This is a genomic window from Roseibium sp. ROS1 (assembly GCF_054658215.1).
This window is the reverse complement of the sequence record NZ_BAAGIG010000001.1, coordinates 215,456-229,546: the sequence shown is the minus strand read 5'-3', so window position 1 is coordinate 229,546 and position 14,091 is coordinate 215,456. Positions and strand designations below refer to the sequence as shown.

Genomic DNA, 14,091 nt, shown 5'->3' with positions numbered 1-14,091 from the left:
CCTCAAGCCGAGGACCGTGCGTATACGGCTGCATGACAAAAGACGCAAGCCCTAATTTTCATTTTTCTGTCACATGCCTGTTCATAACCGCGCGCCGTATGCGCGACGCTACGTCAGCGTGCGACAAAATCCGTGCGACCCAGTTGCTTGCCCGTGACGGGATCGAAGCGCAGCAGCGCCGTCTTGCTGCCTTCACGCACCAGAACCAGCAAGAGACCGTTCGAAAGGTTCGCTTGCAAAATTTCCGCGTCGGCGCCAACTGCCACTGTTGCGGCATATTGATCGGCGGAAACATCGGACTTATTGGAGTTGATCTTGTAGAGAATTGCTGCAAAGACAGCGATAAAGCCGGCGATCATGACGAGGGACGAGCCGAGCAACAAACGCTTCAGTTTGGCCTGGATGCGTTCGGCCGCAGGATCAAGCGGCTTTTCACCCGGCCCCTCATCCCGATAATCAGGTTGTGACATGACAGACAATTCCCTCGAGTATCCGGCCGGTCTGGACCAGGATTTCAGTTTAACAGTTGATGCAGCCGATGCCGGGAAACGGCTGGATGCGGTGCTGGCGGCTCATCTGGAAGCCCTTAGCCGCAACAGGATCCAGTCCCTGATCAAGTCCGGGGACGTCACCGTCGGCGGCGCGAAAATAGTGGAGCCGAAATACCGGGTCAATGAAGGCGATGCCCTGACCCTCACTTTGCCGCAGGCAGAAGACCCGGAGCCCAAGGGCGAGGACATCCCCGTCTCGGTCGTCTTTGAGGACGAACACCTTATCGTGGTCGACAAACCGGCGGGGCTTGTCGTCCATCCTGGCGCCGGCAACTGGACCGGCACCCTCGTCAATGCACTCATCCATCATTGCGGTGACAGCCTTTCCGGCATCGGCGGCGTGAAGCGCCCCGGCATCGTTCACCGGATCGACAAGGATACCTCCGGACTGCTTGTCGTCGCCAAGACCGACCAGGCCCACAAGGGCCTTGCAGCCCAGTTTGCCGACCACGGCCGCACCGGACCGCTGGAACGCGCCTACTCGGCTCTGGTCTGGGGAGCACCCTCCGGCCTGAAAGGTACGATCAACGCCAATCTGGCCCGCTCACAGGCAAACCGGCAGAAGATCGCGGTCGTCAAGACCTCCGGCCGCCACGCCATTACCCATTGGCAGGTGAAGGAGCGCTTCGGCAATGCCGAGCAGCCTGCCCTCGCCTCGCTGCTGGAATGCCGTCTTGAAACCGGACGCACCCACCAGATCCGCGTGCACATGGCCCACATTGGCCATCCGCTGATCGGAGACGATGATTACGGGTCGGGTTTCAAGACCAAGGCAAACCGTCTGGATGAGCCACTCAAAAGCCTCGTGAACGGTTTTCACAGGCAAGCCCTGCATGCCGGCCTGCTGGCTTTCGAACACCCGGCAAATGGTAAAACCTTGCGCTTTGAGAGCCCTTACCCGAATGATTTCGCAAATCTTTTGTCCGGATTACAAAAATTTTAGGATGCGTTTTCGTTTTCTGACCATGCAATCGGCCAATTTGGACCTATATTAGAAGCTCTTGTGTGCCTGTACGGACACTATTGTGCGTCCGCCTTCCCTCAAAAATGGCTTGCTTGCGTATCACTGCGGGGCAGCGGGAGGAAGGGGTCGCAAACTTGACGAAAGGGGGTGCATGTTATGGCCCAGAACGTTCCGACGCTTACAGCAGGGGAAGGCGGTCTCAGCCGGTATCTGGACGAGATCCGCAAGTTTCCGATGCTTCAGCCGCAGGAAGAGTACATGCTCGCCAAGCGCTACAAAGAGCATGAAGACCCTGAAGCTGCAGAACGCCTAGTCAATTCCCATCTACGCCTCGTCGCCAAGATTGCCATGGGTTACCGCGGGTATGGCCTGCCGATCGGAGAAGTCGTTTCCGAAGGCAACGTCGGCCTGATGCAAGCGGTCAAGCGCTTTGAACCGGACAAGGGATTCCGGCTCGCGACCTATGCCATGTGGTGGATCAAGGCGGCTATCCAGGAATATATCCTGCGCTCATGGTCCCTCGTGAAAATGGGGACCACGGCCAACCAGAAACGCCTGTTCTTTAACCTGCGTCGCCTCAAGGGCAAGATCCAGGCGCTGGACGAAGGCGATCTGAAGCCGCATCAGGTCTCTGAGATTGCCACCAAACTCGGGGTGTCCGAGGAGGAAGTGGTGTCCATGAACCGCCGTCTGGGCGGCGATGCCAGCCTGAATGCGCCCGTGCGCGCGGAAGCTGATGCCGGTGAATGGCAGGACTGGCTTGTCGATGAAAGCGACAGTCAGGAAACCCTGCTTGCCAATCAGGAAGAGCTGGACATGCGTCGCAAGATGCTGAACGACGCAATGGACGTGCTCAACGAGCGCGAACGGCGCATCTTTGAAGCACGCCGCCTGGCCGAAGACCCGATGACGCTGGAAGACCTTTCGGGCGAATTCGGCGTCAGCCGTGAGCGCGTCCGCCAGATCGAGGTTCGCGCCTTCGAAAAGGTTCAGAAAGCTGTGCGCAACAGCGCCCGCACCATGGACCAGCCCACGGCCTGAGATAGCCGAACCTGGAAAAAACAATAAAAGCGCTGGAGCTCAGGCTCCAGCGCTTTTCTTTTGCTTGAAAGTCCTTCCCGGTGTCATCCCGGACGCAGCACAGCGAAGATCCGGGATCGGAGAGCCCGGAAGCCATCGCCTGAAAACCACAGACACTCACAGAGACTTCCGCCTCCCCGGCCCCGGCTCGCACTACGCTTGGCCGGAGTGACGACGGAGAGAGGGAGCTTCTTTGCCGGTGGTCAGAAGCGCTGGAGACTGGCTCCAGCGCCGTCTTGTCCTTGGCAACGTTCCTTCAACCCCTCAGCGGATTTCGGCCGTGTAGCTCTCCACCGGCACGACCTTGCTGATCAGACCGGCTTCGGCCATGAATTCCGCAAAGCGCTGGTAGCGGCCTTCATCAAGTGCAGCCGGACGCTTGGCGAACCGCGGCAACGTATCGAACCATGCACGCCTGTTCAGCTCGTCATTGAGGTTCGGATACGCTTCTATGAAGGCATTCCAGGCTTCTTCCGGGTGATTGCTCAGATAGATCGTGGCCGCTTCCACGGCTGCCAGGAACTTGGCGAAGCGTGGATCGTCCGTCTTGTCCTTGTTGACGACATAGATCAGCTCATCAAAGATCGGCACACCGTTTTCTTCGGGGAAGAAAGCCTTGCCGGGTTTGCCTTCGATTTCGAGCTGGGTGAGCTCGAAATTGCGATATGCGCCGATCACCGCATCCACCTGACCGGCAAGCAGAGAGCCTGACAACGCGAAATTCACGTTCACCAGCTCGACATCATCCATGGTCAAACCGGCCGAACGCAGCATCTGGCCCAACATCGCGTCCTCGAAGCCTGACACGGAAAAACCGACACTCTTCCCCTTGAGATCCTTCAGTTCCTGTATCGGGCCGTCCTTGAGCACGATGAGAGAATTGAGGGGCGTTTCCACCAGCGTACCGATCCATTTCAGCGGCAGTTCTTCCTCGATTTGCGCATGAAGCGTCGGCTGATAGGACACCGCGATATCGCCCTGCCCGGCAGCAACCAGTTTCGGCGGCATCGCCGGGTCCGCAGGTTCGATGATCTCAACCTCGAGGCCTTCTGCCTCGAAGAAACCCTTGGTCTGCGCAGTTACCAGCGGCGCGTGATCCGGATTGATGAACCAGTCGAGCAGCAAGGTCAGTTTCTCACTGGCCTGTACCGGCCCCGATGCCAGCAGCCCGGCCGCCAATGCTAGTGACAGGATTTGTTTTTTCATGAGGTCCTCCGTAGAGCGGCAGCTAGGTGAGCGGCTGCCAGGGAACAAGAAGTCGGGTGAGATGGTTCACGGCAAAGCGCATGATCAGCACCATCGCCGCGAGCAGGATCAGGGCGGCGAACATCATGTCCGCCTGCATCCGGTTGCTGCTTTGAAGCATGATGAAGGCAAGGCCTCCTTTTGCCCCGGCCCATTCGCCGATGATCGCCCCCATGGGAGCGAACACCGCGGCCACCCGCAGGCCGGAGGCAAACGCCGGCAAGCCTGACGGCAGGCGAAAGAACCAGAGTTCCTTCAGGCGAGACAGACGATAGAGCCGGGCGAGATCGTACAAACCCGGGTCAAGCCGCTGCAGGCCATCGAAAAACGTCGATGTGACCGTGAAGAAGATGACCAGGATGATAACGACGATCTTGGATGCCAGCCCGAAACCAAGCCAGAGCACCAGGATCGGCGCGATTGCGAAAACAGGCAGGGCCTGCGTCACCAGAATGGGCGGCATGGCGAACCTTGCAGCAATCGGAAACAGCCACAAAAGAACAGAAAGCAATGCCCCGGCGGCTGCCCCCAGCACAAACCCGAGCACCGTCTCATAGGCGGTGATGCCGGCATGATGCAGAAGGAAGCCTGCGTGTTTGACAAAGGCTGTAAAGACGCGGTCCGGACCCGGCAGGATATAATGCTGGGTGTCGAACACATGGACGATTGCCGCCCAGATTGCGACGGTCAGCAGCAGGCCGAGTATGGTCCTGGCAACAGCTTTCACAAACGCCATCATCCCGCAGCCCCCGCCGCCATTGGCCAACAGGAACGCATGAAAGCCGATACCGGCATTCGGATGTGCGGCGACCGCCGTGGTCGCAGACAAGTACGCATAGGATCTCCCGTCTTCGGACAAGCCGAAAATGACAATGGAGATCCGGGAATAGGCTAAGGATTCCGTCCCTTCGCCGGCATGACCCGGATCAGGTTCTAAGGGTTCGGCATTACGCCATCTCAGCTCCGGTAACCGGAACACCCCTCGGACCAAGGCGGACCATGCCTTGTGTGACGGAAAAAGGCAAGCCGCCGTGAGGCGGCTTCTTCAGATTTTGAAAGGAGGCAGGCTGGCGCTTAGCCGGCTTGCCAGGATGTGATCGCCTTTTCAACGGCATCTGCACCGGCGGTTCCCTTTTCCAGGGTCAGGATGCCGCGCTTGCCGTTTTCGTAAAGCATCGGAATGTCAATCCAGCCGCGTTCACGCAGCAGGGCGAGATTGCGTTGCTGCTCGTTCGGCAAGCTGGAAAGGGCAATCCAGAAAAAGCCCGGAGACACTTTCACGGAAGCGCCGATCAGCGCATCGCCACGAGCTTCTTCCGTAGGCTTCATGACCAGGCCGGGCACGTTGACGACGTCACCCGGAGCGAAGTTTTCCGGGAACTCGTACTTGATCTCGACCAGATGGCTGGCGGGCAAGGAAGTATCGTCATTCGGCTTGATGCGAATGTCGACCTTCACATCCCGCTCGGGGATTTCAATGGAGGCGCTCAGAACCGCGAGAGCCTTGCCGTCCAGATTCGTTTCTTCATCGACACCCCAAACGACAGCGCCTTGCGCAGCCGTTCCGGCACCGCCGGACTCTTCCCCTTCTTCGTAAAGGATGGAGCGCTGCACCGAGGAATCCGCATCCGTAGCGGACGGAGCCGGTGAAGTTTCGTCTGGCGAAATGGCCGAGAGATTGTCTTCCGGCACCGCAATCGGGCTTTCGGTGGTCGCAGAAGACTGATCGTTTTCTCCGCTCGTCACGATGGACGGCTGGGAAGGTTCGGGCGCAGCGGAAGCTGGTGTATCGACCTGCGGTGTATCGGCCGGCGCAGGCGAATCAGACTGTCCGGTAATCGTCGTCGTGGTTACCGTACGTGCATCCGGGGCAACCACATCCGTCTCGCCTTCGTTCAACAGGCGGTCGGTGTTTTTCGAAGGCTCTTCACCTTCTCCGGCAGGGGCAGCGGTCGAAGGCTCCGGTGTGGTGTCCGGCTGCGTATCGACAGGCGTTTGCGAAGAAGACGCGACCGGCACGTTGCCGCTATCGGCTGTCTCATCGCCCGCAGGCATCAGGAAATAGGCTCCGGCGCCCAGGAGCACCAGCAGCAGGACACCCGCAGCAATCGCGATCGGAACGGTGCGGCTACCGGATGAATCACCACGCAGCGCATCCGAAGCACTCGGCTTGGTGCGCTTGGAGCGGCTTTTCTTGGAGGCCGACTTGTCTTTCGGCTTGGCTGTCTCGTCGCCAGGATAAGCCTGATCGGCGGGATCGGCCGCATCGGTGTTATCTGCAGGCTCGAACAGGCCATCATCAGCCTGTTCCGGCTGCACCGGTCCACCGAAAGAGGGCTCCTGGCGCACAGGCGCAGCGCCCGGGTCGGCAGCTTCCTTGGCGTGGTGAACAGCCTGGCTGGCCGCTGTGCCAAGCGCTTCGGCCTGTGTCAGGGTTTCCTTCAAGGGCGACGGAGCCGGGGTATCCAACACCGGCGCTGCAGTTGTTTCAGGTTCTTGCGGTGCAGGCGCTTCCGGCGCAGTCTCCGCCACCGGCTCAGCCGGAGGCGGTGTCACGGGCGGCGCGGAAACCTGCGGTGCCGGGGTCGGCGTTTCGACCTTCGGAACAGTGGGGCTGAGACCGAGGCTTTCGCGGGCGGCTTCGGCTTCCACCTTGCGGATGGCTTCTTCCAGACGCAGCTGCTCGGCCGTGATCTCGGACGGCGCCAGTGGCGGCTCATAGGCTTTCAGCTGATTGACAATGGCATTGCGCGCACGGCTGTAAACGCTTCTGCGTGCAGCACCATTGTTTTCAGGTAAAGACGCGATCGTTTTCTTCAGAATTGAATAGTAATCAGCCATCTTCCTGCCTACCGGCCGACTGCAAGGATCTGTTCTGCGGGCCCGAGATTTCGTTTCATTCTCAGGCTTATAGCAAGTTTTTCGAAAACCGGTGCTATTTCTTCAATAACTTCGCCGCGACAGAGAACCTCGCAGTACCCTTTTCCTAACACAGATTGTTTGTTCGGCACACACATGGAACGCCGAAAACGAAAGGTGGTTGCGTGCGGTGATTCGCAGCACGCAACCGCAGTCCTTAATAATGTGCTTCTAACGTCACAGATCTCAATCCTGGAAGGGATTCTGCACAAGAATTGTGTCGTCCCGTTCCGGACTTGTCGACAGAAGAGCGACAGGAGCACCGATCAGTTCTTCGACGTGACGCACATATTTGATCGCCTGCGCCGGCAGATCGGCCCAGGTGCGAGCACCTTCGGTCGATTCCTTCCAGCCCGGCAGGCTTTCGTAAATCGGCTTCACGCGCTCCTGGGCACCCTGCGAAGCCGGCAGATAATCGATGCGTTCGCCGTCCAGTTCGTAACCGATGCAGATCTTGATTTCATCAAGACCGTCCAGAACGTCCAGCTTGGTCAGCGCGATGCCGGTGATGCCCGAGGTGCAGACGGTCTGGCGCACCAGCACAGCGTCGAACCAGCCGCAGCGGCGGCGGCGGCCGGTAACCGTACCGAACTCATGGCCGCGCGTACCGAGGAACTCGCCGATCTCGTCCTTCAGTTCGGTCGGGAACGGGCCCTCACCGACGCGTGTCGTATAGGCCTTGGTAATACCGAGCACATAGTTGATCGAATTCGGGCCAAGGCCACTGCCTGCCGCAGCCTGGCCGGCGACCGTGTTGGACGACGTCACGAAGGGATAGGTGCCGTGGTCGATGTCGAGCAACGCGCCCTGTGCACCTTCGAAAAGGATACGCTTGCCCTGACGGCGCAGATCGTCCAGCAAGTACCAGACCTTGTCCATGTAGGGCAGGACCTTGTCCGCAACGCTGGCGAGTTCGTCGTAGATCGCCTGTGCGGAAACCTCATCCTGGCCAAGACCCCGGCGCAGCGCATTGTGGTGCGTCAGCAAGCGGTCGATCTTGGCTGGCAGAGTGGCAAGATTCTTCAGGTCCATCAAACGGATAGCGCGGCGGCCAACCTTGTCTTCATACGCCGGTCCGATACCGCGCTTGGTGGTGCCGATGCGCGTTCCGGTGTTGGAATTCTCGCGCAACGCATCAAGCTCGCGGTGCAGAGACAGGATCAGCGTTGCGTTCTCGGCAACACGCAGGCTTTCCGGCGTCACCACGACGCCCTGCTTGCTGAGGCGTTCGACTTCCTCTGCCAGCGCATGCGGATCCAGCACGACGCCGTTGCCGATGACGGACAGCTTGCCTTCGCGTGCAACCCCGGACGGCAGGAGAGACAGCTTGTAGCTGACACCGTCGATGACAAGGGTATGACCGGCATTGTGCCCGCCCTGGAACCTTACGATGACATCGGCTTGTTCCGACAACCAGTCGACAATCTTGCCTTTGCCTTCGTCACCCCATTGCGAACCGACAACAACCACATTCGCCATCTAGACTTTGCTCTCCTGAAGCAGCTTCCGCACCATCCGAAACTTGTCCGGGGCGCCAACACGACAAGCCCCGGCAACCGGACCGGGGCAAACGGCGCGGACTATAGACAGGTTTCCCTGCTCATGCGAGTCTCCGCAGGGAGATTGAGAGCCAAAAGCAGGTTTTTTTGCCAGCTCTCCTGATCGGCCCGGTCACCCCTGTGACAATTGACCAGTCATACCGTGCACCTGAACGGACTTTTCCCGGATTAGACTGCATTTGCGGCAATGTCGCGACGGCAGATTATTTAGCCGGTGGCTCACCTGCATCCGGCTTGTCGTTGCGCGCAAGCCTGAAAATCATCGGCGACGTGCGCAGCAGCCAGACAAAGCGATGCCGCTTGCTTGCAGGAACAGCGTCCCGGCTGACGATCCGCGCGAAGATGAACACCACGAGCGACAGGTGCAGCGTGGCGGTATAGAGAAAGAAGGCCGAGGGGCCGAATTGCTCCATCACCAGTGAGGCAATGAACGGCCCCGCCATGGCGCCGACGCCATAGGCAAGCGTGAGCCCCGCCACCACATCGATGAATTGCCCCGGCTCGGCATTGTCGTTGGCATGGGCCGCACAAAGGGAATAGAGCGGCAGGGCAAATCCGCCGAACAGGAAGACGCCTGCAAAAAGCTCCAGCCGGGTCGAAGACCCCGAAATGAAGAGACAGGCCAGCCCGGCACCGACGGTAAAGACACCGAGCACCACACGCCGGTCGAGCCGGTCGGACAGCCAGCCTGCGGGATACTGGAAGATCGCCCCGGCAAAGACCCAGATCGCGATGAACGCGGCAACCGTTTCAAGCCCCAGCCCAATTCCTTCCGCATAAACCGGGCCAACCATGCGGAACGCACCGTTTGTGAGGCCAATGGTGAAGACGGCGACAAGGGCGACCGGAGACACGCGCCACAACATGAGCGGATCGAAGAACCGCGCGGGCGGCGCTGCGGGATTGCGCTCACTTGTCAGGGAGATCGGCACCAGCGCGAAACAGAACAGGATGGCCAGAACGATCAGAATATCCGGACCAAGCGGACCGAACGCGGGCAGCATGAACTGGCTGCCCATGACGGCGATCATGTCGACTATCCGGTAGACGGAAAGGATCCGCCCGCGGGACGAATTGGTGGCGATGGAATTGAGCCAGCTTTCCAGAACCATCGTCGTGCCGCAAAAAGCCGCCCCGCTCACCAGACGCACGACCATCCAGAGCCAGCCGGCAGGTGTGAAGGCAATCGCCAGAATGGCGATGGCGCTGATTGCAGCCAGCGTGGAAAAGACGCGAATGTGCCCTGCCCGCGCGATCAGAAACGGTGTCAGCAGCACACCGACGATCATGCCGCCGAAATAGCACGACCCCAGCAACCCGATGAGCGCATCGGACATGCCTTCCGATTTGGCGCGCACCGAAATCATTGTCACGGAAAGTCCGTTCGCACCCAGGAGGCAAGCGGCGGCAACCAGCAACGGTGTCAAACGTCCGGCAAGCGATCTGGAATCCGCTGCGGGGGCAACCTGGGTCATGAATGAAGAACTCTTCCGAGCAGCCGAAGAAAACGCGGCCTCGATACTGTTGCCGGAGTGAACCGACTGCGCAAGCCCAGGACCGACGCTTGCACAGACAAAACGGACAGGCGGCCGCAATTCGTCGTCGAATGCATGAAGGAAGCCCGGACAATGCCCACCTTCACCTCACCCGTCTCGGCGGCCCGACGAACAAGGGGCGCCCCGAAGCATTACGCCCCATCCTCACAAGCGACCAGTCCTCTACTCGCGTTTCGGGTGTTCTTCCTTCCGGTGGGGTGATACCTGAGAGACATCACTCAATCAGAGATCGTGCAATGCCACTTCGTAACTGGATCATGCTGACCGTCCTTGGCGCCATCTGGGGCGGTTCCTTTTTGTTCGCAAAGGTGGCCGTTGCCGAAATTCCGCCGTTTGTTCTCGTATTCCTGCGTGTTTCCATTGCCTGCACGGTCCTGCTGATGATCCTTTGGCATCGTGGCATGTTGAACCGGCTGGAGAAAAAATATGCCGTGCCGTTTCTGGTCATGGGACTGCTGAACAACGCCATTCCCTTCTCTCTCCTGTTTCTCGGACAGACAGAAATCGGTGCGGGCCTCGCATCCATCCTGAATGCAACGACGCCTGTCTTCACGGTGATCGTGGCTGGTCTGCTGACGAAACAGGAAGCGCTTCAGGGCAACAGGATTGCCGGTGTGATGCTGGGTGTTGCAGGTGTCGCCATCATGTTGTGGAGCAGCCTGTCGGGCCTTGCGAGCGACCCGTTGTGGGCACAGCTTTGCTGCCTGGGTGCCGCGATCTCCTATGCCTGCGCGGCGACCTTCGCCCGCCGCTTCAAGACGCTGCCGCCGCAAGTGACGGCAACGGGTCAGTTGCTCGGCTCGACCACCCTCATGCTGCCGGTCGCTCTTCTGACTGCCGGTAACTGGACCATGGCCGATCCCAGCCTGACGGCCTGGCTCAATGTGCTCGCGCTCGGCGTATTGGCAACCGCCCTTGCCTACCTGATCTATTTCCAGATTCTGGCCGAAGCTGGCGCGACCAACGCTTCGCTGGTCACGCTCCTTGTCCCGGCAAGCGCTCTCTTCTTCGGCTGGCTGATCCTGGGAGAAAATCTGGGTGTGCTTCAGCTTGGCGGATTTGCCGTGCTGCTGGCAGGCCTCGTCGTTCTTGACGGACGCATCCTCAAAAAGCGCCGCGCGCCGGCAGTCTGATCGGTTTGGAAAAAAAGGAGCCTTCTGCAAAAGGCAGAAGGCTCAAGCGCCAGGAACTTGGGCTGCACCTGACGTACATCCGGAAGGCGCGATTAGGGGCACGCACCCTTTTTGACCGGATAGCGGATCAGCGGGCGTTCCGTCGAACGCCAGCCATTCTAGAAATGCAGAGCCTTGACCTGCTTGACGTGGGAAACGGCCTCCAGCCGTGCCAGAACCTCCGGAGACACGTCGCCATCCACCTCCACAAGGCAGATCGCATCGTCCCCGGGGGCCAGACGGCCGAGATGGAAGGTCGCGATGTTGACGCCGCTGTTGCCGAGTTCCATCCCGAGGTGTCCGATGAAGCCCGGTTTGTCCTCGTTGGTGATGTAAAGCATCTGCGGGCCGAGCTCGGCCTCCATGTTGATGCCCTTCACCTGGATGATCCGCGGTTTTCCGTCGGCAAAGACCGTGCCTGCGACCGAACGTTCCTGACGCTGGGTGATCACCGTAAGGCGCATGTAGGTCTCGTAGGCGCCGTCTTTTTCGCGACGGATTTCCTCGATCTTCATGCCCCGTTCCTTGGCAAGGATGGGCGCTGAAACCATGTTGACCGTCTGCAGGAGCGGTGTCAGCAGCCCCGTCAAGGCAGCTGCAGTCAGCGCCTGCACGTTCATCTCGGCAACGGCACCGGCATATTCCAGGCGAACCCCTTCGATGCCGGTCTCCGTCAGCTGCCCCGCGAAAGAGCCCAACTGTTCGGCCAAACGCACGAACGGCACCAGCTTGGGTGCTTCCTCGGCAGTGATGGACGGCATGTTGAGTGCGTTGCGGACTGCGCCCTGTAGCAGGTAGTCGCACATCTGCTCTGCCACTTGCAGCGCAACGTTTTCCTGGGCTTCCGTGGTGGAAGCACCCAGGTGCGGCGTCGAGACGAAGTTCGGTGCGCCGAACAGCAGGTTTTCCTTGGCTGGTTCCTCGACAAAGACGTCGAACGCCGCCCCGCCGAGTTTGCCGGCGTCCAGGGCCGCCCGCACTGCCGCCTCATCCGCAAGCCCGCCTCGGGCACAGTTGATCAGATACGCGCCCTTGCGCATCTTCTCGATGGCCTTGGCATCGATGATGTTGCGCGTCTTGTCGGTGAGCGGTGTGTGCAGTGTGATGAAGTCGGACCGGCACAAGAGGCCGTCAAGCTCGACTTTCTCGACACCTAGCGCAACGGCCCTTTCCGGCGTCAGGAAGGGATCGAAGGCGATCACTTTCATCTTCAGGCCGATGGCCCGGTCCGCCACGATAGAGCCGATATTGCCGCAACCGATCAACCCTAGCGTCTTGCCGGTAAGTTCACGGCCCATGAAACGGGATTTCTCCCATTTGCCTGCCTGGGTCGAGGCATCCGCCGCCGGGATCTGGCGCGCAACCGCCATCATCATCGAGATGGCATGTTCGGCAGTGGTGATCGCGTTGCCGAAGGGCGTGTTCATGACGATGATACCGCGCGCGGTCGCCTTGGGAATGTCGACATTGTCGACGCCGATCCCGGCACGGCCGATCACCTTCAGATTTTCAGCCGCTGCAATGATTTTTTCCGTAACCTTGGTGGCCGAACGGATTGCCAGACCATCGTATTTTCCGATGATCTCCAGCAGTTTTTCCTTGTCCTTGCCGACGTCCGGCAGGAAGTCCACGTCGATGCCGCGATCCTTGAAGATCTGCACGGCAGCGTCCGACAGCTTGTCGGAAATCAGTACCTTGGGAGCCATTGGAGCCTCTCCTTGAATACGAGAAACGATCCGGGCAGCGCACCGCCCGGGACTGTTGTCGTTGAAGGATGAACAGGCTCAGGCGGCCTGGGGCAGCTTCGCTTTTTCCGACTGGAATGCCCAGTCAAGCCAATGGGTCAAGGCCTGAAGATCGCTCGTCTCGACGGTCGCGCCGGCCCAGATCCGAAGACCGGACGGTGCATCGCGGTAAGCGCCGATGTCATAGGCGATGCCTTCAGCGTCGAGCGTACCGGCAAGAGCCTTGGCAAAGGCGGCCTGCTGGTCTGCAGTGAGCGAAAGAATGCCCGGATCCGTGACCTTGAGGCAGACGGACGTGTTCGACCGTGTTGCCGGGTCAACTGCAAGAAAATCGACCCAGCAGGTCTTTTCCGCCCAATCGGCAAGCACCTTGAGGTTCGCATCAGCGCGTGCACGCAGGCCAGACAGCCCACCCAGGCCGTCGGCCCACTTGAGGGCGTCGATATAGTCCTCGACACAGAGCATGGACGGCGTGTTGATGGTCTCGCCCTTGAAGATGCCCTCGATCAGCTTGCCGCCCTTGGTCATGCGGAAGATCTTCGGCATCGGCCAGGCCGGCGTATAGCTTTCGAGACGCTCGACCGCGCGCGGGCTGAGGATAAGCATGCCATGTGCAGCTTCCCCGCCCAGCACTTTCTGCCAGGAGAAGGTCACGACGTCGAGTTTATCGTACGCAAGGTCCTGCGCAAAAGCGGCGGAAGTCGCATCGCAGATGGTCAGGCCTTCGCGATCGGCCGGGATCCAGTCGCCGTTGGGAACACGGACGCCGGAAGTGGTGCCGTTCCAGGTAAAAACAACGTCCTTGGAGAAATCGACCGAGGCAAGATCCGGCAGTTCGCCGTAAGGCGCTTCCAGGACCCGGGCATCATCGAGCTTGAGCTGTTTGATGACGTCGGTAACCCAGCCGGAGCCGAAGCTTTCCCAGGCGAGCATTTCGACGCCACGTGCACCGAGCAGCGACCAGAGCGCCATCTCGACAGCGCCGGTGTCGGACGCCGGGACGATACCGATCCGATATCCGTCCGGCACGTTCAGCACCTTGCGGGTCAACTCGATGGCTTCGGCAAGTTTGGCCTTGCCGGGCTTGGCGCGGTGAGACCGCCCGAGCGGCGCATCGCCCAAGGCCTCAAGCGACCAGCCGGGACGCTTGGCACAGGGACCAGAAGAAAAATTGGGATTGGCCGGACGCACGTCCGGCTTGGCGGTGAGGTCTGTCATATCTGTCTACCCTCGCAGATAGTTGCCTCTCGTTGGGGAGAGGTGGCCCACCTATGGGGATAGGACCTTCCTGACCTTTGGT

General features: G+C 59.9%; 11 protein-coding genes and 1 riboswitch. Of the genes, 3 read left to right on the top strand and 8 right to left on the bottom strand.

The genetic code is table 11. The features are described from left to right. Positions 1-113: 113 nt before the first annotated feature. Positions 114-470, bottom strand: coding sequence for a hypothetical protein (locus tag ACYQ6M_RS01030; protein WP_152509567.1), 357 nt, complete (start codon positions 468-470; stop codon positions 114-116). Between ACYQ6M_RS01030 and ACYQ6M_RS01025 the strand changes: the two genes are divergently transcribed. After that, entirely contained in the window at positions 469-1,494 is a 1,026-nt protein-coding gene (locus ACYQ6M_RS01025) for an RluA family pseudouridine synthase (RefSeq protein ID WP_460071624.1), read from the top strand. The genes ACYQ6M_RS01030 and ACYQ6M_RS01025 overlap by 2 nt on opposite strands. Positions 1,495-1,671: 177 nt before the next feature. After that, entirely contained in the window at positions 1,672-2,556 is an 885-nt protein-coding gene (gene rpoH / locus ACYQ6M_RS01020; RefSeq protein ID WP_062487082.1) for an RNA polymerase sigma factor RpoH, read from the top strand. 303 nt (positions 2,557-2,859) lie between these two features. Here the strand turns inward: rpoH and ACYQ6M_RS01015 are convergent, their stop codons facing one another. From ACYQ6M_RS01015 to ACYQ6M_RS00995, 5 genes are all read right to left on the bottom strand, one after another. Then, the gene (locus ACYQ6M_RS01015; protein WP_023003424.1) at positions 2,860-3,801 is read right to left on the bottom strand and encodes an ABC transporter substrate-binding protein; all 942 of its coding nucleotides are present in this window, start codon (positions 3,799-3,801) and stop codon (positions 2,860-2,862) included. A gap of 22 nt (positions 3,802-3,823) precedes the next feature. After that, complete coding sequence (locus ACYQ6M_RS01010; RefSeq protein ID WP_460071621.1) at positions 3,824-4,669, bottom strand: ABC transporter permease; 846 nt, start codon at positions 4,667-4,669, stop codon at positions 3,824-3,826. 57 nt (positions 4,670-4,726) lie between these two features. Then, positions 4,727-4,833, bottom strand: a riboswitch (TPP riboswitch). Between the two features lie 81 nt (positions 4,834-4,914). Continuing rightward, on the bottom strand, positions 4,915-6,681 hold the full coding sequence (locus ACYQ6M_RS01005) for a hypothetical protein (protein WP_460071619.1): 1,767 nt from the start codon (positions 6,679-6,681) through the stop codon (positions 4,915-4,917). 264 nt (positions 6,682-6,945) lie between these two features. Next, a complete protein-coding gene (locus ACYQ6M_RS01000) occupies positions 6,946-8,238 on the bottom strand; it encodes an adenylosuccinate synthase (protein WP_023003427.1) in 1,293 nt (430 codons plus the stop codon). Positions 8,239-8,521: 283 nt separating this feature from the next. Next, a complete protein-coding gene (locus ACYQ6M_RS00995; protein WP_077291776.1) occupies positions 8,522-9,793 on the bottom strand; it encodes an MFS transporter in 1,272 nt (423 codons plus the stop codon). 317 nt (positions 9,794-10,110) lie between these two features. Here ACYQ6M_RS00995 and ACYQ6M_RS00990 point away from each other — a divergent pair, with 317 nt between their 5' ends. Continuing rightward, positions 10,111-11,007 (top strand): DMT family transporter, encoded by an 897-nt coding sequence (locus ACYQ6M_RS00990; protein WP_460071616.1) that lies wholly within the window; start codon positions 10,111-10,113, stop codon positions 11,005-11,007. A 158-nt stretch (positions 11,008-11,165) separates the two neighbouring features. On the opposite strand, the gene serA is transcribed toward ACYQ6M_RS00990, so the two are convergent. After that, positions 11,166-12,752, bottom strand: coding sequence for a phosphoglycerate dehydrogenase (gene serA, locus ACYQ6M_RS00985; RefSeq protein ID WP_023003430.1), 1,587 nt, complete (start codon positions 12,750-12,752; stop codon positions 11,166-11,168). Between the two features lie 78 nt (positions 12,753-12,830). Continuing rightward, a complete protein-coding gene (locus ACYQ6M_RS00980; protein WP_460071614.1) occupies positions 12,831-14,009 on the bottom strand; it encodes a phosphoserine transaminase in 1,179 nt (392 codons plus the stop codon). Positions 14,010-14,091 lie beyond the last annotated feature (82 nt).